The sequence below is a fragment of the Streptomyces sp. NBC_00631 genome, from assembly GCF_045206895.1.
Classification (GTDB): domain Bacteria; phylum Actinomycetota; class Actinomycetes; order Streptomycetales; family Streptomycetaceae; genus Streptomyces.
The window spans coordinates 7,719,961-7,740,977 of record NZ_CP107734.1 but is presented as its reverse complement, the minus strand read 5'-3'; the positions used below and the strand labels follow the sequence as shown (position 1 = coordinate 7,740,977).

General features: G+C 71.6%; 20 protein-coding genes. 8 read left to right on the top strand and 12 right to left on the bottom strand.

The features are described 5' to 3' along the window. The 6 genes from rpmF to recG form a co-directional block, all read right to left on the bottom strand. Positions 1-174 (bottom strand): 50S ribosomal protein L32, encoded by a 174-nt coding sequence (rpmF, locus tag OHB00_RS35700; RefSeq protein ID WP_007493396.1) that lies wholly within the window; start codon positions 172-174, stop codon positions 1-3. A 2-nt stretch (positions 175-176) separates the two neighbouring features. Beyond that, positions 177-827, bottom strand: a complete 651-nt coding sequence (locus OHB00_RS35695; RefSeq protein WP_406441011.1) for a YceD family protein — start codon at positions 825-827, stop codon at positions 177-179. Positions 828-980: 153 nt separating this feature from the next. Beyond that, the gene (locus OHB00_RS35690; RefSeq protein WP_406441009.1) at positions 981-2,087 is read right to left on the bottom strand and encodes a cell division initiation protein; all 1,107 of its coding nucleotides are present in this window, start codon (positions 2,085-2,087) and stop codon (positions 981-983) included. Between the two features lie 57 nt (positions 2,088-2,144). Further along, positions 2,145-2,624: a pantetheine-phosphate adenylyltransferase gene (coaD, locus tag OHB00_RS35685; protein WP_406446138.1), complete on the bottom strand. Its 480-nt coding sequence runs from the start codon at positions 2,622-2,624 to the stop codon at positions 2,145-2,147. Positions 2,625-2,650: 26 nt separating this feature from the next. After that, positions 2,651-3,238 (bottom strand): 16S rRNA (guanine(966)-N(2))-methyltransferase RsmD, encoded by a 588-nt coding sequence (gene rsmD, locus OHB00_RS35680; protein WP_406441007.1) that lies wholly within the window; start codon positions 3,236-3,238, stop codon positions 2,651-2,653. Positions 3,239-3,373: 135 nt separating this feature from the next. Continuing rightward, the gene (recG, locus tag OHB00_RS35675; RefSeq protein WP_406441005.1) at positions 3,374-5,578 is read right to left on the bottom strand and encodes an ATP-dependent DNA helicase RecG; all 2,205 of its coding nucleotides are present in this window, start codon (positions 5,576-5,578) and stop codon (positions 3,374-3,376) included. 169 nt (positions 5,579-5,747) lie between these two features. Here recG and OHB00_RS35670 point away from each other — a divergent pair, with 169 nt between their 5' ends. Continuing rightward, positions 5,748-7,574: an HSP90 family protein gene (locus OHB00_RS35670; protein WP_406441003.1), complete on the top strand. Its 1,827-nt coding sequence runs from the start codon at positions 5,748-5,750 to the stop codon at positions 7,572-7,574. Continuing rightward, positions 7,571-10,489 carry a tetratricopeptide repeat protein gene (locus OHB00_RS35665; protein WP_406446136.1) on the top strand — a complete coding sequence of 973 codons (2,919 nt, stop codon included), beginning with the start codon at positions 7,571-7,573 and terminating at the stop codon, positions 10,487-10,489. Before OHB00_RS35670 ends, OHB00_RS35665 begins: the two co-directional genes overlap by 4 nt. A 33-nt stretch (positions 10,490-10,522) precedes the next feature. On the opposite strand, the gene OHB00_RS35660 is transcribed toward OHB00_RS35665, so the two are convergent. Next, positions 10,523-12,199, bottom strand: coding sequence for a DAK2 domain-containing protein (locus tag OHB00_RS35660; RefSeq protein ID WP_406441001.1), 1,677 nt, complete (start codon positions 12,197-12,199; stop codon positions 10,523-10,525). Between the two features lie 259 nt (positions 12,200-12,458). Here OHB00_RS35660 and rpmB point away from each other — a divergent pair, with 259 nt between their 5' ends. Together rpmB and OHB00_RS35650 are read left to right on the top strand one after the other, a co-directional pair. Beyond that, positions 12,459-12,644 (top strand): 50S ribosomal protein L28, encoded by a 186-nt coding sequence (gene rpmB, locus OHB00_RS35655; protein ID WP_003993230.1) that lies wholly within the window; start codon positions 12,459-12,461, stop codon positions 12,642-12,644. A 129-nt stretch (positions 12,645-12,773) separates the two neighbouring features. Next, a complete protein-coding gene (locus OHB00_RS35650; protein ID WP_406440999.1) occupies positions 12,774-14,087 on the top strand; it encodes an FAD-dependent monooxygenase in 1,314 nt (437 codons plus the stop codon). On the opposite strand, the gene thiD is transcribed toward OHB00_RS35650, so the two are convergent. Next, complete coding sequence (gene thiD, locus OHB00_RS35645) at positions 14,062-14,865, bottom strand: bifunctional hydroxymethylpyrimidine kinase/phosphomethylpyrimidine kinase (RefSeq protein ID WP_406440997.1); 804 nt, start codon at positions 14,863-14,865, stop codon at positions 14,062-14,064. The genes OHB00_RS35650 and thiD overlap by 26 nt on opposite strands. Further along, a complete protein-coding gene (locus OHB00_RS35640; RefSeq protein WP_093498874.1) occupies positions 14,862-15,827 on the bottom strand; it encodes a thiamine-phosphate kinase in 966 nt (321 codons plus the stop codon). The genes thiD and OHB00_RS35640 overlap by 4 nt, the downstream gene beginning before the upstream one ends. A gap of 206 nt (positions 15,828-16,033) precedes the next feature. Between OHB00_RS35640 and OHB00_RS35635 the strand changes: the two genes are divergently transcribed. Then, the gene (locus tag OHB00_RS35635; RefSeq protein WP_028802415.1) at positions 16,034-16,267 is read left to right on the top strand and encodes an Lrp/AsnC family transcriptional regulator; all 234 of its coding nucleotides are present in this window, start codon (positions 16,034-16,036) and stop codon (positions 16,265-16,267) included. A 20-nt stretch (positions 16,268-16,287) separates the two neighbouring features. Then, positions 16,288-16,773 carry a DUF3515 domain-containing protein gene (locus tag OHB00_RS35630; protein ID WP_406440995.1) on the top strand — a complete coding sequence of 162 codons (486 nt, stop codon included), beginning with the start codon at positions 16,288-16,290 and terminating at the stop codon, positions 16,771-16,773. Positions 16,774-16,899: 126 nt separating this feature from the next. Here OHB00_RS35630 and OHB00_RS35625 read toward each other — a convergent pair whose 3' ends face one another. From OHB00_RS35625 to OHB00_RS35615, 3 genes are read right to left on the bottom strand one after another with little or no spacing between them, the layout of a single operon-like run. Continuing rightward, positions 16,900-18,057, bottom strand: a complete 1,158-nt coding sequence (locus OHB00_RS35625) for a D-alanine--D-alanine ligase family protein (protein ID WP_406440993.1) — start codon at positions 18,055-18,057, stop codon at positions 16,900-16,902. A 59-nt stretch (positions 18,058-18,116) separates the two neighbouring features. Beyond that, complete coding sequence (locus OHB00_RS35620) at positions 18,117-19,127, bottom strand: NAD(P)H-dependent glycerol-3-phosphate dehydrogenase (RefSeq protein ID WP_406440991.1); 1,011 nt, start codon at positions 19,125-19,127, stop codon at positions 18,117-18,119. After that, a complete protein-coding gene (locus tag OHB00_RS35615) occupies positions 19,124-19,888 on the bottom strand; it encodes a lysophospholipid acyltransferase family protein (protein ID WP_406440989.1) in 765 nt (254 codons plus the stop codon). The genes OHB00_RS35620 and OHB00_RS35615 overlap by 4 nt, the downstream gene beginning before the upstream one ends. Before the next feature lie 155 nt (positions 19,889-20,043). Here OHB00_RS35615 and cofC point away from each other — a divergent pair, with 155 nt between their 5' ends. Continuing rightward, a complete protein-coding gene (cofC, locus tag OHB00_RS35610; protein WP_406440987.1) occupies positions 20,044-20,682 on the top strand; it encodes a 2-phospho-L-lactate guanylyltransferase in 639 nt (212 codons plus the stop codon). A gap of 9 nt (positions 20,683-20,691) precedes the next feature. Next, on the top strand, positions 20,692-20,895 hold the full coding sequence (locus OHB00_RS35605) for a hypothetical protein (protein ID WP_406440985.1): 204 nt from the start codon (positions 20,692-20,694) through the stop codon (positions 20,893-20,895). Positions 20,896-21,017: the final 122 nt, after the last annotated feature.

The following is a 21,017-nucleotide window of genomic DNA, read 5'->3' as shown; positions in this document are numbered from 1 at the left end:
TCAGACTTCGAGGACCTGGCGCTTGTTGTAGGTGCCGCAAGACGGGCACGCGATGTGCTGCAGCTTGGGCTCGTGGCAGCGCTCGCACGCAACCAGGGTGGGGACCGCAGCCTTCCACTGCGACCGGCGGTGGCGCGTGTTGCTGCGCGACATCTTCCGCTTCGGAACAGCCACGGCTACTTCTCCTGCTTCTCGTCGACGCCCGCTTCCGCGTCAGCGCCGCTCATCTCGTCCTTCTCGCCGTCCTTGATGGAACCGGCGAGTCCCTGCAAAGCCGCCCAACGGATGTCGACGGCGTCATGGTGGTGGTCCGGGTCGTCCGTGAGCCGGGCTCCGCACTCGGAGCACAGGCCCAGACAGTCGTCCTGGCACACCGGCTGCATCGGCAGTGCGAGCACCACCGCATCACGCAGCACGGGTTCGAGGTCGAACAGGCCGTCCTCGATGAAGAACCTGTCCTCGTCGTCCTCGGCGTCGTCGCCCGGTTCCGCGATCACGCGGCCCCGGTCGTCGGCGTCAGGGTACGAGAACAGCTCCTGGAAGTCCGCTTCGAGCTCCTGCCCGACCGGCTCCAGACACCTTACGCACTCCCCCTCGGCCTGTGCACGGGCGGTGCCTGTGACGAGCACACCTTCCATGACCGACTCAAGCCGGAGTTCGAGCTCCACCGGGGCGCCCTGCGGCACTCCGATGACCCCCTTGATCCCGAAGTCCTCGGGAGCGTCGATCGTGCGGGTCAGGCGCTGCAGCGCACCAGGACGGCGCCCCAGCTCGTGTGTGTCGAACACGAACGGGTTGCGGTGGTCGAGGCGCGCGTGAGGAGCCATTCCTGCTTTCGATCTTCGAGTTCAGAGGGATGCCGTCCGGAGATGCCTCCGGGCAGCGTGGATCGCGGACGTAGACGCGACCGAAGAGCCAGGATACTGGACCTTTCGCTGTCGGCCCAATCCGCCGGTCTCCCGCCGCCTTCCACCCGGTTCCTACAGGCCCCGGCCCTGTTCGTAGGCCCGCAGCTGCTCCGGCGTGATCATGCCGGTGTCGAAGAGGCTGGTCTCGTCGAGGGCGTACGACTGGTGCTGCTGGTGCTGCGCCGCCGGCTGCTGCTGCTGCTGGGGGTCGTAGACGGGCTGCTGGCCGGTGTCGTAGCCCTGGTAGGCGGCGGCGTACGGATCGGCCTGCTGGTAGCCGTAGGGGTCCTGCTGGTAGCCGTACGCGTCCTGCTGCGCGTAGACGGGCTGCTGCTGGGGATAGCCGTACGGATCCTGCGCCACGGGCTGCTGCATGGGCTGCTCGTCGTACTGCGGCTGCCGCACGGGCTGGGCGGCGGGCTGCTCGGCCTGGGCCGCCTGCGCCGCCCGTTCGTCCTGGTCGGCGAGGGCCGCGAGGTCGGCCAGGTAGTCGGCGTCGCTGGAGTGCTGGAAGGTCGTGTTGTCGTCGGCGAGGGCGCCGAGGGCGTCGGAGGCGATCCGGCCGTGCAGTTTGGCGCGGCCCTTGCCGACCGCTTCCAGGGTCTTGGCGAGGACCGCCTCGAAGGCGCCGAGCTTGACGTCGACGTACGCGTCGGCGTCCCGGCGCAGGGTCTCCGGGTCGTGGCTGCGCTCGGGGGCGTCCTCGTCCTCGTAGCCCTGCTCGTCCAGGCCGGGGCCGGTGCCGAGCAGCTTCTCGCGGCCGCGGCCGACCGAGCCGAGGGTCTTGGTGAGGACGACCTCGAAGTTGGCGAGCTTGGAGTCGACGTAGTCGTCCGCGTCGGCGCGGACCTCCTCCGCCTCCTGGCGGGCCTCGGCGAGGATCCGGTCGGCCTCGGCCTGGGAGCGGCGGGCCACCTCGGTGTCGGAGATCAGCGAGCCGCGCTCGGCGTGCGCGGTCTCGATGATCCGCTCGGCCTCCATGCGAGCCTGCTCGACCATCTGGTCCCGGTCGCCGATCAGCTCCTGGGCCTGCGCGAGCGAGCCGGGCAGCGCCTGGCGCAGCTCTTCGAGCATCGCGAGCAGCTCGGCGCGGTTGACCACGCACGACGCCGACATGGGCATGGACCGGGCGCCGGAGACCGCGCTCACGATCTCGTCGAGCTTCTTCTGCACGTCCACCTGTGCTCGCCACTCTCTACAGCTGGGTTGGAGACGGACGGGACGACTGTAGCCCCATCAGTCCTTACCGAGACGCTTGTTGAGGGCCTCCAGAACGGCCGGCGGAACCAGGTGGGCGATGTCGCCGCCCCACTGGGCCACCTCCTTGACCAACGAGGAGGAGAGGAAACTGTAGGTCGGGTTGGTCGGCACGAAAAGCGTCTCGACACCCGACAGGCCGTTGTTCATCTGGGCCATCTGCAGCTCGTAGTCGAAGTCGCTGACGGCCCGCAGGCCCTTGACGATGGCCGGGATGTCGCGCTGCTTGCAGAAGTCGACGAGGAGGCCGTGGAACGCCTCGACCCGGACGTTGCCGTACTCGGCGGTGACCGTGCGGATCAGCTCGATCCGCTCATCGATCTCGAACAGGCCCTTCTTGGACTTGTTGATCATCACCGCGACGTAGACCTCGTCGTAGAGACGGGACGCACGGGCAATGATGTCGAGGTGTCCGTTGGTGATCGGGTCGAACGACCCGGGACAGACGGCGCGGCGCACTAGTGATCCCTCGCTCTCCGGTCCGGTCATCGTGCGTCTTCGCACGTAGAGGCGGCGCGACCGTACCAAAACGTTCCCTCGCCGTAGCGACGGGACCGGAGGGCCTCGAAGCCGTCCGGCCAGCCGAATGTGCCGCCTCTGGTGCTGCGCTCCACGGTGACGAGCGCATCGGGCGCGAGCCAGCCTCCCGAGCGGAGTGTGAGGAGAATCTCCCGAAGATCGTGATCTGTGACCGCGTACGGGGGGTCGAGGAAGACGATGTCGTACGGCTGCGCCGGCGCGGGGTTCTGGATGATCTGCTCGGCTTTGCCCGCCCTGACTTCGGCGCCGGGGAGGCCCAGGTTCTTCACGTTTTCACGTACGACGCGGGACGCTCTGGGGTCGGCTTCGACGAGGAGGGTGTGGGCGGCGCCGCGCGACAGGGCTTCCAGGCCTACGGCGCCCGAGCCGGCGTAGAGGTCGAGGACGCGTTCGCCGTCCAGGGGGCCGCCGAGGAGGGACTGCCAGGTGGAGAAGAGGCCTTCGCGTGCGCGGTCGGAGGTGGGGCGGGTGCCGGTGCCGGGCGGCACGGAGAGGCGCCGTCCACCTGCCTGGCCGGCGATCACGCGGGTCATGGGGGGTCCTTCTTCGAGGGCGGCTTTACGGTTCAGTTTGGCAGGCCCATGGGGGTGGGTGCCTGGTGTGCGACAGCGGCCACGGGTCCGCTCTGGCTCGTCGCGCAGTTCCCCGCGCCCCTGGGTTTCTCACCTCTAGCCCTTTTCCAAGTACTGCTCTCTCTCCTCGTCCAAGAGGGCGTCCAGGGCCGTTCGCAGGCCCGGGAGGTCGGTCAGCTCGGGGTCTCGGGCCACCAGTGCCGTCGCCTCCTCCCGCGCCTCCGCGATGATCTCCTCGTCCTCGATGACCGCCAGGACGCGGAGGCTGGAGCGGGCGCCGGACTGGGCCTGGCCGAGGACGTCGCCTTCTCTGCGCTGCTCCAGGTCGATCCTCGAAAGCTCGAAGCCGTCCAGGGTCGAGGCGACCGCCGTCAGGCGCTGGCGGGCCGGGCTCGCCTCCGGCATCTCCGTGACGAGGAGGCAGAGGCCGGGCGCCGAGCCCCGGCCCACCCGGCCGCGCAGCTGGTGGAGCTGGGAGACACCGAAGCGGTCGGCATCCATGATCACCATGGCGGTGGCGTTCGGGACGTTCACGCCGACCTCGATGACCGTGGTGGCGACCAGGACGTCGGTCTCCCCCGCCGTGAAGCGGCGCATCACGGCGTCCTTGTCGTCGGGGTGCATACGGCCGTGCAGGACCTCGACCGTGAGGCCGTTCAGGGGGCCCGTGGCGAGGTGGTCGGCCACGTCCAGGACCGCGAGCGGGGGGCGCTTCTCCGCCTCGTCCTCGGCGGACTTCTTCGCCTTCTTGGGGTCGTCCTCCTCGTCGCCGATGCGGGGGCAGACGACGTACGCCTGGTGGCCGTTCCCGACTTCCTCCCTGACCCGTTCCCAGGCGCGGGCCAGGAAGTGGGGCTTGTCGGCGGCGGGCACGACATGGGTGGCGATCGGGGAGCGGCCGGCCGGGAGCTGGTCCAGGACGGAGGTCTCCAGGTCGCCGAAGACCGTCATCGCGACCGTGCGCGGAATGGGGGTCGCCGTCATGACGAGGAGGTGGGGCGGCTGCTTGCCCTTGCCGCGCAGGGCGTCCCGCTGCTCGACGCCGAAGCGGTGCTGTTCGTCGACCACGACCAGGCCGAGGTCGTGGAACTGGACCTTGTCCTCGATCAGGGCGTGGGTGCCGATGACGATGCCGGCCTCGCCGGTGACCAGGTCGAGCATCGCCTGACGGCGGGCCGCCGTGCCCATCGAGCCGGTGAGGAGGACGACCTTGGTGGCGTGGTCCGCGCCGCCGAGCATGCCGCCCTCCGCCAGCTCGCCCATCATCTCGGTGACCGAGCGGTGGTGCTGCTGGGCCAGGACCTCGGTGGGGGCGAGCATCGCCGCCTGGCCGCCCGCGTCGACGACCGCGAGCATCGCGCGCAGGGCGACCATTGTCTTGCCGCTGCCGACCTCGCCCTGCAGGAGGCGGTGCATCGGGTGCTCCGTCGCCAGGTCGTCGAAGATCTCCTTCGAGACCTTCCGCTGGCCGTCCGTGAGGGTGAAGGGGAGGCGGTCGTCGAAGGCCGTCAGGAGGCCGTCGGGGGCCGGTCTGCGGGCCACCGCCGGGAGCAGGGCGTCCGTGTGGCGGCGGCGGGCCAGGGCGACCTGGAGGACGAAGGCCTCGTCCCACTTGAGGCGGTCACGGGCGGCCGCGATGTCCGCCTTGGTGTGCGGGCGGTGGATCTTGAGGAGGGCTTCCGGGAGGGAGACCAGGCCGCGGCCTTCGCGGAGGGTCGGGGGAAGGGGGTCCAGGGCCTCCTGGACGCTGGGCAGGACTGTCTGGACCGCCTTGCCGATCTTCCAGGACTCCAGCTTGGCGGTGGCCGGGTAGAGCGGGATCAGGGCTCCCGCCCAGGTCTCCACGGATTCGGCCGGGTCGTCACCGCGCAGCAGCTCGTAGGCCGGGTGGGCCAGTTGCAGGCGGCGGTTGAAGACCGAGACCTTGCCGGCGAACATCGCGCGGGTGCCGGGCAGGAGTTCCTTGTGGGGCTTGTGCACGCCGTTGCCGAAGAAGACCAGTTGGAGCCGGCCACTGCCGTCGGTGATCGTGACCTCCAGGCGCTGTCCCTTGCCGCGGGGCGCCTTGGCGGAGGCGAACGTGTGCAGGCGGGCGTCGGCGACCATGGCGACCACCGTCACGTGCTCGTCCATGGGCAGGTCGGCGAGGTGGGTGAGCTGGCCGCGCTCCTCGTATCTGCGGGGGTAGTGGTGCAGGAGGTCGCCGACGGTGTGCAGGCCGAGATGCTCGGCCATCACCTTGGCGGTGGCTGGGCCGAGCACTTTTTTCAGTGGTTCTTCCAGTGCGGGCACGAGATCCATTGCACACCACGCCACCGACAATGCCGGATACGGTTCGGGAAACCCCTGGTCAGACGGTCGTTTTGAGTCATAGGATGGCGCGCTCCGGCCATCCTTCCGCGGTCACCACCCCACCAGGGACCGCCCGACCCCGCGCCGACCACGTCTTCCCCCCTCCGGCGCAGCGACGATGGACTCCCAGACCTCACAGTCATCCCAGGCATCACAGCCACCTCATTCGTTCCAGGTCGACCTGCGTGGTCTGGTGGACCTGCTCTCCCATCACCTGTACTCCAGCCCCAAGGTCTACCTGCGCGAGCTGCTGCAGAACGCCGTGGACGCGATCACCGCGAGACGGGCCGAGCAGCCCGACGCCCCGGCGCGGGTGCGGCTGTACGCGGACGGCAGCGCGCTTCGGGTGGAGGACAGCGGCGTCGGGCTCACCGAGTCGGACGTGCACAACCTGCTTGCCACGATCGGGCGCAGCTCCAAGCGGGGAGACGGCCTGCAGGAGGCCCGCTCCGACTTCCTGGGCCAGTTCGGCATCGGGCTGCTGGCCTGTTTCGTGGTCGCCGAGCGGATCCGGGTGGTCAGCCGCAGCGCCAGGACGCCGGACGCGCCGCCCGTGGAGTGGACGGCCCGGGACGACGGGTCGTACACCGTACGGACCTTGGCGCCCGAGGCCCGGCCCGAGCCCGGGACCACCGTGTACCTCGTGGCGCGGGCGGGTGCGGCGGAGTGGCTGGACGAGCGGCGGGTGCTCGCGCTGGCGCGGGACTTCGGGTCGCTGCTCCCGTACGACGTGCGGGTGGGTGACGAGGCGGTCACCGATCTGCCGGCGCCCTGGGACCGGCCGTACCCCTCCCCCAGCACTCGGCGGGTGGCGCTGGCGCGGCACTGTCACGAGCTGTTCGGGTTCACGCCGTTGGACTCGATCGCCCTGGACGTGCCGCTGGCCGGGATCCGGGGGGTGGCGTACGTGCTGCCGTCGGCGGTGAGTCCGGCGCAGCGGGCCACGCATCGCGTGCACCTCAAGGGCATGCTGCTCACCGAGCGAGCCGAACAGCTGCTGCCGGACTGGGCGTTCTTCGTGCGCTGTGTCCTGGACACTGACAGTCTGCGGCCGACCGCCTCGCGCGAGTCGCTGTACGAGGACGAGACGCTGGCCGCCGTACGGGAGGCGCTCGGCGAAAGGATCCGGTCGTGGCTGACCGGTCTGGCGGCCGGTGATCCGGAGCGCCTCGCCGCTTTCCTGTCCGTGCATCACCTCGGGGTGAAGTCGCTGGCGCGGCACGACAAGGAGATGCTGCGGACCATGCTGCCGTGGCTGCCCTTCGAGACGACGGACGGGCAGCTTTCGCTGGAGGAGTTCGCGCAGCGGCATCCGGTGGTGCACTTCACCCGGACGGTCGAGGAGTACCGGCAGGTCGCGCCGATCGCCTCCGCGCAGGGCGTCGGTGTGATCAACGGCGGTTACACGTACGACAGCGAGCTGGTCGAGGCGCTGCCGTCGGTACGGCCCGGGACGGTGGTCGCGGAGCTCGACGCGGACACCGTGACCGCGCATCTGGACGCGGTGGATCCGGCGGAGGAGCTGGCGGTGGCGGGGTTCCTGGGGGTGGCGCGGGCGAAGCTCGACCCACTGCAATGTGACATCGTGCTGCGCGCCTTCCACCCTCTTTCGGTCCCCGTCCTCCACCTCGACGACCGCGCCGCCCGTCACGAGCAGGCCCGCGCGGAGGCCGAGGAGCAGGCCGACGACCTGTGGGCGGGCATCCTGGGCTCGCTGCGCGGCAGCGCGCCCCGCGCCCGGCTGGTGCTCAACCACCTCAACCCGCTGATCCGGCGGATCAGTGCCCTCAAGGACCCGGAGCTGATCGGCACCGCCACCGAGTCGCTCTACGGTCAGGCGCTGCTGATGGCCCAGCGCCCGCTGCGTCCGGCCGACTCGGCGCTGCTCAACCGCTCGTTCATCGGCCTCCTGGAATGGGCCACTCATGGGGAAGGCGATCACTGATGGAGATTGCTGACTTCGACTCGCTGCGCCGGGCGATGGCGGAGAACTCCGAGGAGCCGGAGGGGCCGGCCCGCAACGCGCGCGCGGAGCAGTTGCTGGTGGCGGCCGAGAAGCTGAGCATCCCGCTCGCCGTGATCGAGGCGCTCGGGCACCAGCTGAGGGTCTACAACTACAGCTCCGAGAAGGACAAGATGTTCGTCCCGTTCGCGCGGCTGCTGCGGATGTGGGACGAGCGGCCCGAGGACTTCGACGAGTACGAGACGCATTCGCTGCACTGGGTCTTCAAGTGGATGTCGGCCGGCATGCTCGACCAGCCGCACATCCCGCTCGCCTCGATCGAGAAGTGGCTGGGCGAGATGGAGCACCGCTACCGGCTGGCCGGGCACTCCGAGCGGGCGGTGCGCAGCGCCGAGTTCAGCGTGGCCGGGCACATCGGTGACCTCCCGCGCGCGGAGCGGGCGTACGCGGCCTGGCTGGCGGCGGACCGGGACCGGATGGCCGACTGTCACGCGTGCGAGCTGCACGGGCAGGGCGGCTGGCAGCTGAGGAACGGCCGGGACGCGCAGGCCCTGGAGGTGTGGGGGCCGGTGCTGGAGGGCGAGTACAGCTGCGCCCACGAGCCGCACACGGTGCTGGCCTCCTCCCTGGCCCCGCTGCTGCGGCTCGGCCGCGTCGACGAGGCCCGCGCCCACCATCTGCGTGGTTTCCGGCTCGTCCGCCCCATGGAGAGCATGCGGGGCGCCTACGCGGACCACGTCGAGTTCTGCGCGCTGACCGGCAACGAGGCGCGCGGTCTGGAGCTGCTGGCGGAACGTCCCGCCTATTTCACGGACACCGGGCAGCCGCGCAGCCGGATGGAGTTCCTGGCGGTGGTGGCGCTGCTGATGGACCGGCTGACCGAGCTGGAGCTCGGCGGACAGCGGGTGCCGGGGCCGGCCGGGCGGGAGTGGACCGCCAGGGAACTCGCCGGGCACGCGCGCGCGGAGGCTCTGGAGCTGGCCGCGCGGTTCGACGCCCGCAACGGCACCCCGTATGTCGGCGACCAGTTGCGCGAGCGGATGGCGCAGCGGCCGCTGGTGGACCGGCTGCCGCTGGGCGTGCGGGCGGTACGGACGGCGCCCGCCGGACCCCGCGCGCCCCTCGCCGCGGCGCCCGCGCCGGAGCAGTCGGAGCAGCGGGAGCAGCCGTCGCTGCCCGCACTCCTGGCCGAGGCGCGCCGGCTGTCGGACACCCTCCAGCCGCACGCCCTGGAGGCCTGGGCGGCGGTCGCGCGGGCCGCCGAGGAGACCGAGGTGGACACGTACGTCCGCGCGGAGATCGCCGACCACACGGCGATGGGGCGCGGCCCCGAGGGTGTCGCGCTGTTCGAGCGGGCGGCGGAGCTGTACGCGGAGGCGGGCGACGAGGGCGAGGCGATCGCGGCACACGCGCGTGCCGCGTACGTACGCGCGCTGTCGGGGGAGCTGGACGAGGCGCTGGCCGCGATCGACGATCCGTACGACCGGATCCTCGCCCTGTACGCCGACGACGCGACGGGCGTACGGCAGACGGCGTCCGTGCTCATGAGCCGGGCGCGGATCCTGATGCGTCAGGTGCACGAGCGGTCGTCGGGCGCGGGGGACGCCGAGCAGGCGGTACGGGAGCTGCTGGCGCTGGTCGGCGGGCGCGGCGGGTCCGACGTACGGCTGGTGTCCCGGGCGGCCGAGGGGCGGGCGATGCTCGCCGAACTGGCCGAGCACGCCGGGGACGGGGAGCGGGCGGGCGAGCTGTTCCGGCAGGCGTCGGCGCAGTTCGTCGGCGCGGAGCTGCCGTGGTTCGCGGTCGAGTACGAGGTGCGGGTGGCCGGGCTCGCCCACGAGCAGGGCGATCTGGCCGAGGCGGAGCGGGCGCTGCGCGCGGCGCTGGAGCACGGCGGGCCGCACGTGGAGCCGGTGGGGCGGGCGCAGCTGCATCTCCAGCTCGCCGAGGTCGTCGGCGGGCGGGGGGCGGCCGAGGAGGCCGCCGAGCACGCCCTGGAGGCCGCGCACTGGGCCGACGAGGCCGGGGAGAGCGGCACGCTGGGCGCGTGGGCCCGGCACCAGCTGGGCGGCTTCCTGCTGCGGCAGGGGCGGTTCGCGGAGGCCGCCGAGGTGCTGGAGTCGGCGCTGCCCGACCTGAGCGCCGAGACACACGGCGACGGCGCGGTGGTCCAGACCCAGTGGTGGCTCGGGGACTGTCTGAGCGAGCTGGGCGAGCACCACGCGGCGGCCGAACGTCGGTTGCAGGCCGCCGAGATCGCCCGGCACTGGCCCGAGCAGCACGACCACGCCACCCTCGCCCACCTGGCCGCCGAGTCGCTGGGCAACGCGGGGCTGCCCGCCGAGGCGGACCAGGCGTACACGCGCGCGGGCGAGTTGTGGCGGGCGATGGGCAATGTGCACTTCCTGGTGCGTTCGCTGCGGGCCCGCGCGTGGCTGGCGCTGCGGACCGAGGCGGGGCCGGAGGGCGCGCGGGCGCTGATGGCGGACGCGGTCCGGGAGTGCGAGGCGGCGCTGGAGGCCGTCGACGACCCGGCCGCGGCGGAGCGGCTCGCCGGTGAACTCGGTCACACGCACCGGCAGTTCGGCGACCTGCTGGCACGGTCCGTGCCGGAGGACGCCGACGACCCGGCGATCCAGGAGGCGTTCGAGGCGGCGCTCGCGGAGATGGCCGCGGCGATCTCGGTGTTCGCCGTGCTGGGCGAGGACGGGCTGCACAGCCGTACCGCGGCGGAGCTGGCCGCGGGCTGGCTGGAGGCCGACCTCAGCCGTCCGGCCGCGGCGACGGCACGCGCGCGTGCGGTGCTGGACGCCTACGAGGGCGCCGACCCGGCCGACGAGACGGTCCGGTCCCGGCGGGCGGAGGCCCGGCAGCTGCTGGAGCCCACGGAGGAGTGACGGCGGAGTGGAAGAGGAGCGGAGAAGGGGGGCTCACTCGACGCCGATGAGGAGCGGAGCCCCCTGCCGGCCGCCCCGGTAGACCACCGTGTCGACGGCGAGGTACGCCTCGCGCACGCGGGCCTCCAGGCGGTCGGCGACGCCCTCGGGCGCCTCGTCGCCGAGGACGAGGGTGACCAGCTCGCCGCCGGCCTGGAGCATGCGGTCCAGGACGGTCTCGGCGGTGGCCGTCACGTCCGAGCCGATCACCGCCACGTCGCCGTCTATCAGGCCCAGCACGTCCCCGGCCTGGCAGATGCCGGCCATGGTCCAGGACTGCCGCTCCGCGACCACGACCTCGGCGTAGCGGGTGGCGCCGGCCGCCGAGGTCATCTGGACGACGTCCTCGTCGAAGCGGCGGTCCGGCTGGTGCACCGCGAGCGCGGAGATGCCCTGGACCGCGGAGCGGGTCGGGATGAGGGCGACCCGGATGCCCTCCGCACGGACGTGTTCGGCCGCCGCGGCCGCCGTGTGCCGCAGGTCGGCGTCGTTGGGCAGCAGCACCACCTCGCGCGCGTGGGCGCGCCGTACGGCGTCCACCAGCTCCCCGCTGGCGGGCGGCTCCCCGGGGCGCGCGAGCACGGTGGTCGCGCCGGCCTCGGCGTACAGCCCGGCCAGCCCCTCCCCCGGCACGACGGCCACCACGGCCCGCTGCACCCGCTCGCGCGGCGGCCGTTCCCCGCCGGTGTGCACGTCCCCGGCGCCGAAGTGCGTGATCCGGATCCGGTACGGCCGTCCGGCCTCCACCCCGGCCTCCACGGCGGCCCCGGCGTCGTCGACGTGCACATGGACGTTCCACAGACCGTCGCCGCCCACCACCACCAGGGAGTCGCCGAGGGCGTCGAGCCGGGTCCGCAGCCGGTCCACGGCGGCGTCGCCGGCCTCCAGGAGGTAGATGACCTCGAAGGCGGGCCCGCCGGCGAGTTCGGCGCGGCTCTCGGCCCGCGCGTCGGAAACGGCGTCCACGCGCGCGTGCCCGACCGGGCCCGCCACGAACGCGTGCAGGTCGAACGCCGTCGGCGTCTCCCCCGTGAACGCCTCCACCAGCGCCCCGAGCACCGCGACCAGACCCCGTCCGCCGGCGTCCACCACCCCGGCACGCTCCAGTGCGGCCAGTTGGTGCGGAGTCGCCGCGAGCGCCTTGCACGCGCCCTCGTAGGCGGCCCGCGCGACCGCCCCGCAGTCGCCCTCGGCCACCTGGGCGGCGTCCGCCGCGGCCGCGGCGACCGACAGCACGGTGCCCTCCACGGGGTGGGCGACGGCCTGGCGGGCGGCGTCGGCGGCGTGCCGCAGGGCGAGCCGCAGCCCCTCGGCGTCGATGTGAGTCGCCTCACCCTCGGTGAGGACGTGGGCCATGCCGCGCAGCAGTTGCGCCAGGATCGTGCCGGAGTTGCCGCGCGCGCCTATGAGGGCGCCGTGCGCCATCGCGCGGACGGCGTCGGCCAGGGTCGGCACCTCCTCGCCCAGCTCGTAGCCGGCGAAGACGGCCTGCACGGCCCCCGCGGCCGACTCCACCGTCATGTACAGGTTGGTGCCGGTGTCGCCGTCGGCCACCGGGTAGACATTGATCGCGTCGATCTCCTCGCGCGCCCGCCCGAGCGCCCCGAGCGACAGTCCGCACCAGGTGCGTACCGCGAGAGCATCGAAGAATGTCTGCGGCACCTGCGCCACCTGCGCCTCCTTCAGCCGGCCGAACGTGGACGCAGCGTAGACCCCGGAAGGGTGTCCGCCGGAAGAGGGCCGGGGGCGGGGCCCTGAGCTGCCATGCTAGTTTCGTCTAACGGACGCAGCCGTTGTATGCTGCTCCGGTTGCCCGATCCGATCGGGCCATTCCCCTGGCAACGCCACTCAAGATCTCTGATCCTCAGAATCTCGATCCCGGCACGCCGGGATTCAACCGTAAGTGCATCTGAAGTCTTTGGAGTGACCCGTGGCTGCCAACTGCGACGTCTGCGGCAAGGGGCCGGGCTTCGGCAACAACATCTCGCACTCGCACCGCCGTACGTCCCGCCGCTGGAACCCGAACATCCAGCGTGTGCGTACCGTGGTCGGTGGGACGCCGAAGCGCGTGAACGCCTGCACCTCGTGCATCAAGGCCGGCAAGGTCTCGCGCTGACGCACTGTCGCTGAGCGCGCGGCCACCGCTGGTTCGCTGCACAGAGCCGGTCCACCTCAGGGTGGGCCGGCTTTTTGCCGTGCCGGAGAACGCGAACCCCGGCAGACCAGGCCCTGACAAGCTGACCCCATGCGCTTCGGCATCCTCGGCCCCCTGGACGTACGCACCGACGACGGCACCCCCCTCGATCCCGGCGGCCCCCGCCCCCGCGCCCTGCTCACCCTCCTGCTCCTGGACGCCGGACGGCCGGTCTCCACCCGGCGTCTGACCGACGGGCTGTACGGCGCCGAGCCGCCCGCCGGACCCGCCCTCGCCCTCAACCTCGCCCGGCTCGGGGCCCGCGTCACCGTCGTCGAGAAGGCCCCGGACCTGCGCGGCGGCGGCTTCGCGGTCGACTTCCGCGGCCATGTCCACCGTACGGTCCTGACCTCCATGGGCATCTGGGACGAGATCCACGCCCGCCAGACCCACATGGGCCGCCAGACCGTGGTCGACGCCGACGGCAACCCGCGCGTGGACCTGCCCGCCGAACTGATGAGCGGGGACGTGGAGATCTTCCGCGGTGACCTCGCACAGATCATGTACGAGCGCGCCAAGGACGACGTCGAGTACGTCTTCGGCGACTCGATCGCCTCTCTCGCACAGGACGCCGGCGGCGTCGACGTCACCTTCGAGATTGGCGCGCCGCGCCGCTTCGACCTGGTCGTCGGTGCCGACGGGCTGCACTCGAACACCCGTCGGCTCGTCTTCGGCGACGAGTCCCGCTACCTGCGCTTCTTCGACCACTACGTGGCCGGCTTCGACGTCCCCAACCACCTGGGGCTGGACCGCACCGGCCGCGCCTACAGCGAGCCGGGCCGCGGGATCGTCGTCGGCAACTACGACGGCGACCCGGACCGCGCGGGCGCGCTGCTGGTCTTCCGGTCGCAGGAGCTGTCGTACGACCGCCGGGACGTCCCGGCGATCAAGCGGATCCTCATGGAGCGCTTCGCCGGGATGGGCTGGGAGCTGCCCACCGTCCTCAAGGCCCTGGAGGAGACCGACGACCTGTACTTCGACGCGATCGCCCAGATCCACGTCGACCGGCTCGTCAAGGGGCGCGTGGCGCTGCTCGGGGACGCCGGGTACGGGGCGACCATGGGCGGGATGGGGACCGGCACGGCGGTCGTCGGGTCGTATGTCCTCGCCGGTGAACTCGCGCTCGCGGGCGGTGACTTCCGTACCGCGTTCGCCGAGTACGAGACCCGGATCCGGGACTTCGCCAAGGGCTGCCAGAAGATCTCCGGGAACGCGGGCCCGTTCTTCGCCCCGCCGTCCGAACGGCGTATCCGCAGCCGGGACCGCATGTACCGGGTGCTCGCGTCCCGGCCGCTGGCCCGCTTCTTCAAGAGGATGACCGAGAAAGCGGCCACCGACATCAAGCTGAGGGAATATCCCTTCTGAGCGCCCAGCCGTGGTCCACGGGCCCGATCCCGGCGCCGAGCGCGAACCCCGCGGCGATCGCCCCGGTGACGTACTCCTTGGCGGCCGTCACCGCCTCCGGCACGGACTGCCCCTTCGCGAGCTGCGACGCGATCGCGGACGCGAGGGTGCAGCCCGTGCCGTGGGTGTGCCGGTTGTCGTGGCGCGGGGCGCGCAGCAGGAGTTCGTCCCTGCCGTCCGTGAGCAGGTCGACGGCTTCGCCCGGCAGATGACCGCCCTTGATGAGCGCCCACTTCGGCCCGTACGACAGCACGGCCGCCGCGGCCCTGCGCAGATCCGCCTCCGATTCGACGTGCACGCCGGTGAGTTGGGCCACCTCGTCGAGGTTCGGGGTGGCGACGGTGGCCAGCGGCAGCAGCCTGGTGCGGACCGAGTCCAGGGCGGAGGCGGCGAGGAGCGGGTCGCCGTGCTTGGAGACTCCGACCGGGTCGACGACCACGGGTGCTCCGGTACCGGCGAGCAACTCCGCGACCGTCTCCACGAGTTCGGCCGAGGCGAGCATTCCGGTCTTCACCGCGTCGACGCCGATGTCGTCGACCACGCTGCGGTACTGGGCCCGCACGGCCGCCACCGGCAGCTCCCAAGCGCCCTGCACGCCCACGGAGTTCTGGGCGGTCACCGCTGTCAGCACGCTCATGCCGTGCACCCCCAGCGCGAGCATCGTCTTCAGGTCGGCCTGGATCCCGGCCCCGCCGCCGGAGTCGGAGCCCGCGACCGTCAGCACGCGCGGCAGGCTCACGACTCGATGTCCCCGAAGTGGTCCCAGCCGCCCTTGCTCGTCCAGGGCGCCCCGTCGACCGTCACCTGGGGCAGCGCGGACGGGTTGAGGACCTCGCCGATGACCTTCCAGCGGGCGGGAAGCTTCACGTCCGGCGGGAAGGTGGCCACGATCGCGTGGTCCTCGCCGCCGGTCAGCACCCACTGGATGGGGTCGACGCCGACGGCCTGGCCGATGTCGTTCATCTGGGTGGGGATGTCGATCGCGCCGGAGCGGATGTCGATACGCACCTTGCTGGCCTCGGCGATGTGCCCCAGGTCGGCGATCAGTCCGTCGCTCACGTCGCACATCGCGGTCGCGCCGAGGGCGGCGGCGGCCGGGCCCGCGTGGTACGGCGGCTCGGGGCGGCGGTGCGCCTCCACGAACGCCCGTGGTGAGCGGAAGCCGCGGGAGAGCACCGCGTAGCCGGCCGCGGACCAGCCCAGCCAGCCCGTGACGGCGATGAGGTCACCGGGCTGGGCACCGGCCCGGGTGACCGGTTCCTGGTTGCGCAGATCGCCGAGCGCGGTGATCGACACCATGATGGTGTCGCCGCGGACCACGTCGCCGCCGACGACCGAGGCACCGGCCACCTGGCACTCGTCCCGGATGCCGTCCATCAGCTCGCTGGGCCAGGTCACCGGGAGTTCGGCCGGCACCACCAGGCCGAGCAGCAGGGCGGTCGGCACGGCGCCCATGGCGGCGATGTCCGCGAGGTTCTGCGCGGCCGCCTTGCGGCCCACGTCGTAGGCCGTGGACCAGTCGCGGCGGAAGTGCCGGCCCTCCAGCAGGATGTCGGTGCTCGCCACCACCCGGCGGTCGGGCGCGGCGACCACCGCGGCGTCGTCGCCGGGGCCGACCCGGACCGCCGGAGTGGTGGTGAGACGGGAGGTGAGCTCCCTGATGAGCCCGAACTCCCCGAGCTCACCAACAGTGCCCTTCATTGCTCTTACGCCCCTTCTCTGCCTTGCCGTGCCCGCTCGCGCGTCACCGTCGACCTGGATACGGTCGAGGTGACCGTCAACATCTGTCCTGCCTGCACCCCGGCGCGCAAGCCCCTGTCCGCGCAGGTCTCGCCCCGGTGAGCGGCGACGCGATACCGTGGCGTTCCTTTTCCCCACATGATCCTCGTGGCCGCCCTGGAGGTTCCGTGGTACAGGCGTACATCCTGATCCAGACGGAGGTCGGCAAAGCGTCGACCGTCGCCGAGACGATCAGCAAGATCCCCGGCGTCATCCAGGCCGAGGATGTGACAGGACCGTACGACGTCATCGTGCGCGCGCAAGCCGACACAGTCGATGAGCTGGGTCGCATGGTGGTCGCGAAGGTCCAGCAAGTGGACGGCATCACGCGCACCCTGACCTGCCCGGTCGTCCATCTGTAGCCCCCGTCTACCCTTGGCCGGTGAACATCTTCCGTCACCGGCCATCCGGTCTGCCCGCGCTCGCCGCGCTGATGATCGCGGCAGTGGGCTGCTCATCAGCAGACGACGCCCCGTCGGCGGCGGTTCCCAGTCCGGGCGGGGCGGTTGCGAAGCTGTGCCGTCGCCTCGACGGGGTGCTGCCGAAGAAGGTCGACGGACTCACGCGCCGTGACCCCGAGCCCTCGTCCGCGCTGACCGCGGGCTGGGGGGACCCGGCGATCATACTGCGCTGCGGTGTTTCGCGACCCGCGAAGATGGCCGACCCGGAAGCCGACGGGGTTGAGGTGAACGGGGTGGGGTGGCTGTTGGAACAGCGGGCCGACAAATCGTTTCGGTTCACGACGACGTTGCGGAAGGCGTATGTCGAGGTGACGATCCCCGCAAAGCGGACGGGCGATGGCATGGCACCGTTGGTGAGCTTGGCGCCTGCCGTCAAGAAGGCGATTCCGGAGGGGATTGCCGACTAGTCGCCGTACGTGGAGCCGTCGCGTGTCGGGTGCCGGTGCGTTGTGGCTCATCGCGCCCACGCGGCGGAGCCGCATATCGAATACAGCCCCGCGCCCCTTTCGGGGCGCTCCGGCTCGGGGCGATCACTAGCGAAGCCCTGTCGAACGGTTCAGGGCTGCCCGGATCAGGCGGTCGATCAGGTCCGGGTAGCTGATGCCCGTGGCCTGCCACATCTGGGGGTACATCGAGATCGGGGTGAAGCCGGGCATCGTGTTGATCTCGTTGATGACGAAGTCGCCGGTCTCCGTGAGGAAGAAGTCGGCGCGGACCAGGCCCTCGCAGGACGCGGCCTCGAAGGCGTCCACCGCGAGCTTCTGGACCTCGGCGGTCTCCTCGGGGGTGAGGGGGGCCGGGACGATGCCGGGGGTGGAGTCGATGTACTTGGCCTCGAAGTCGTAGTAGGCGTGCTCCGACGGCGGCGGGATCTCTGCGGGGACCGAGGCGCGCGGACCGTCCTCGAACTCCAGGACGCCGACCTCGATCTCACGGCCGTGCACGGCCGCCTCGATGAGGATCTTCGGGTCGTGGGACTGGGCCTCGGCGATCGCCTCGTCCAGGCCGGAGAGGTCGTCGACCTTGGTGATGCCGATCGACGAGCCCGCGCGCGCGGGCTTCACGAACAGCGGCCAGCCGTGCTCGCCGGCGAAGTCGACGATCCGCTTGCGGGCGGCGGACTCCTGCTGCTGCCACTCGCGGGGGCGGATCACCAGGTACGGGCCGACGGCGAGCCCGAAGGAGGTGAACACCCGCTTCATGTACTCCTTGTCCTGGCCGACGGCCGAGGCGAGCACGCCCGAGCCGACGTACGGGACACCGGACAGCTCCAGGAGGCCCTGGAGGGTGCCGTCCTCGCCGAACGGGCCGTGCAGCACCGGGAAGACCACGTCGACCTCGCCGAGCGCCTTCGGCACCGAGCCGGGCTCGCTGTAGACGACCTCGCGGCTGGCGGGGTCGACGGGGAGGATCACGCCGCCCTCGGTGGACTCGGCGAGGTCGCCGACCTCGGGGGTACGGCGTTCGGTGATCGCCATGCGTTCGGGTTCGTCGGCCGTGAGCACCCAGCGGCCTTCCCGGGTGATGCCGATCGGCAGGACGTCGTACTTCGTCCGGTCGATGGCGTTCAGGACGGCTCCGGCGGTGACCGTGGAGATCCCGTGCTCGGAGCTGCGGCCACCGAAGACGACGGCCACGCGCGGCTTGCGAGCGGGCTGCTCAGGGCTCTGGGGGAGGTTCTCGGTGCTCATATCGCGTTGAGAGTACCCGGTGGTAGGGCCCCGAGACAGCGTCCGCCGCGTGCCGTGGCTCAGCGTCGTTCGGGCTTCGCGCTGCGCGACATCAGCTCCTTGAGAGCGACCACCGGCGGCTTGCCCTCGTGCACGATGTCCACGACCGTCTCGGTGATCGGCATCTCCACGCCGTGCCGGCGGGCCAGATCGGCCACGGACTCGCAGGACTTGACGCCCTCGGCGGTCTGCTTGGTGACCGCGATGGTCTCCTCCAGGGTCATGCCCTTGCCGAGGTTGGTGCCGAAGGTGTGGTTGCGGGAGAGCGGGGAGGAGCAGGTGGCCACCAGGTCGCCGAGCCCGGCGAGTCCCGAGAAGGTCAGCGGGTCGGCGCCCAGGGCGCTGCCGAGCCGCGCGGTCTCCGCGAGACCGCGCGTGATGAGCGAGCCCTTGGCGTTGTCGCCGAGCCCCATGCCGTCGGCGATGCCCACGGCGAGGCCGATGACGTTCTTCACCGCACCGCCCAGCTCGCACCCGATCACGTCGGTCTCGGTGTACGGCCGGAAGTACGGCGTGTGGCAGACCGCCTGGAGCCGCTGGGCGACCGTCTCGTCGGTGCAGGCGACCACGGCGGCGGCCGGCATCCGGGCCGCGATCTCCCGGGCGAGGTTGGGTCCGGTGACCACCGCGATACGGGTCGGCTCGACCTTGGCGACGTCCGCGATGACCTCGCTCATCCGCATGGTGGTGCCGAGTTCGATGCCCTTCATCAGGGACACCAGGATCGTGCGGGGCGCGAGCAGCGGTGCCCAGTCGGCGAGGTTGGCCCGCATGGTCTGGGACGGCACCGACAGGACGGTGAAGTCGGCACCGGCGGCCGCCTCGGCGGGGTCGGTGGTGGCCCGCAGGTTCTCGGGGAGTTCCACGCCGGGCAGGTAGTCGGGGTTGGTACGGCCGGAGTTGATCGCCTCCGCCACCTCCGCGCGCCGCGCCCACAGGGTGACCTCGCACCCCGCGTCGGCGAGCACCATCCCGAAGGCCGTACCCCACGAACCCGCGCTGAAGACCGCCGCCTTGGCAGGCATGCTCACTTGCCGCTCTCCTCTTCCAGACCGCTCTGCGCACGCGTGCGGCGCCGCTGCTCGATCCGCACCTGGCGTGGATCGTAGGGGGTCTCGGGAGCCTTCTCGCCGCGGATCTCCTCAAGCTGGCGGGTGATGGCCGCCATGATGACCTCGGTCGCCTCCTTGAGGAGGTCCTGGGTCATCTCCTTGCCGTAGAAGCGGGTGAGGTCGACCGGCGGGCCGGCGAGGACGTGGTGCGTCTTGCGGGGCAGCAGATCGAGCTTCTTGGCGTACGGCGGGAGCAGTTCGTTGGCACCCCACTGGGCGACCGGGATCACGGGGCACTTGGTCTGCAGCGCGACGCGGGCGGCACCGGTCTTGGCGGTCATGGGCCACTGGTCCGGGTCGCGGGTGATCGTTCCCTCGGGGTAGAAGGCGACGCACTCGCCGCGCTCCACGGCGTCGATCGCGGCCCGGAAGGCGCTGAGCGCGTCGGTGGACTCGCGGTAGACCGGGATCTGGCCGGTGCCCCGCATGGCGGCGCCGACGAATCCCTTCTTGAAAAGGCCGCTCTTCGCGAGGAATCGCGGAACACGGCCGGTGTTGTACTGATAGTGAGCGTAGGCGAAGGGGTCGATGTGGGAATTGTGGTTCACCGCGGTGATAAAACCGCCCTCGGCCGGAATGTTCTCCATTCCGCGCCAGTCCCGCTTGATCAGAACCACCAGCGGAGGTTTGCAGAGCACCGCAGCGAAGCGGTACCAGAAGCCGATTCTCCGGCGGGGCACGCGGACACCTTCCTCTAGGACTTCTTCCCGGCCTGGGATCGGGAAGAAGTGTGGCCCCGGCCCGCCGGCCTGTCGAGAACACCGTACGCCTCGGTGTCACGGCCACCCCGTGAGCCCGGGTGACAATGAGGCAACAAGGGAGGGACGGTACGACTGTGCAGTGGACCTTGGTCATCCCGCTCAAGCCGCTTGCTCGCGCCAAGAGCAGGCTCGCGGACACCGCGGCGGACGCTGTGCGTCCGTCACTGGCCCTCGCCTTCGCCCAGGACACGGTGGCGGCTGCCCTGGCCTGCCAGTCGGTGAAGGATGTGGCGGTCGTCACGGACGACACGCTTGCCGGGCGCGAACTGTCGGCGCTGGGCGCGCGCATCGTCCCGGACACCCCGGGAAGCGGCCTGAACGCGGCGCTGCGGCACGGGGCGGCGGCCGTCCGGGCGTCGCGTCCGGAAAGCCCCGTGGCGGCCCTGAACGCCGACCTCCCGGCCGTCCGCCCACTGGAATTGGCCCGAGTCCTCGACGCGGCCGCGGAATTCCCGCGCGCTTTTCTCCCGGACGCGGCGGCAATCGGCACCACCCTGTTGGCAGCTGCCCCCGGCCATGAATTGGCGCCCGCATTCGGGCTGGATTCCCGCGCCCGGCACGCCGCGTCGGGCGCCGCGGAACTCCGGCTGGTGGGCGTGGACTCGGTACGCCAGGACGTGGACACCGGCGCGGACCTGCGAGCGGCCCTGGCCCTGGGTGTGGGCCCCCGCACCGCCACAGTGGCGGCCCGCCTGCTGATCCCGGACCAGTAGGCTGCGCTCATGCAGGCGACCGCATACACGTACGACCCCGAGACCCGCAGCGGTCAGGTACTGCTCGACGACGGAACGCCCGTGGCGTTCGACGCAGCGGCCTTCGAGGCGGGCGGCCTGCGGCTGCTCAGGCCGGGGCAGCGGGTGCGCGTTGAAACGGAGGGGACCGGAGCCGACCTCCGCGTCACTCTGGTCACGTTGCAGACGTTCTGAGGCGTAACCAACCAGGGGCGCGGGGCTGTATTCGATATGCGGCTCCGCCGCGTGGGCGCGACCAGCCCCCACCCAGTCGCACCCCAAACGCAAAGCACTCCTGAACACACCGCGGGCCGGAC

What these genes read in the sequence shown, in the direction of transcription:
- OHB00_RS35695 (WP_406441011.1), bottom strand. Translation starts at nt 827, where the DNA reads ATGGCTCCTCACGCGCGCCTCGACCACCGCAACCCGTTCGTGTTCGAC.
- rsmD (WP_406441007.1), bottom strand. Translation starts at nt 3,238, where the DNA reads ATGACCCGCGTGATCGCCGGCCAGGCAGGTGGACGGCGCCTCTCCGTG.
- recG (WP_406441005.1), bottom strand. Translation starts at nt 5,578, where the DNA reads ATGGATCTCGTGCCCGCACTGGAAGAACCACTGAAAAAAGTGCTCGGC.
- OHB00_RS35670 (WP_406441003.1), top strand. Translation starts at nt 5,748, where the DNA reads ATGGACTCCCAGACCTCACAGTCATCCCAGGCATCACAGCCACCTCAT.
- OHB00_RS35650 (WP_406440999.1), top strand. Translation starts at nt 12,774, where the DNA reads ATGCGCTTCGGCATCCTCGGCCCCCTGGACGTACGCACCGACGACGGC.
- OHB00_RS35640 (WP_093498874.1), bottom strand. Translation starts at nt 15,827, where the DNA reads ATGAAGGGCACTGTTGGTGAGCTCGGGGAGTTCGGGCTCATCAGGGAG.
- OHB00_RS35625 (WP_406440993.1), bottom strand. Translation starts at nt 18,057, where the DNA reads ATGAGCACCGAGAACCTCCCCCAGAGCCCTGAGCAGCCCGCTCGCAAG.
- OHB00_RS35605 (WP_406440985.1), top strand. Translation starts at nt 20,692, where the DNA reads ATGCAGGCGACCGCATACACGTACGACCCCGAGACCCGCAGCGGTCAG.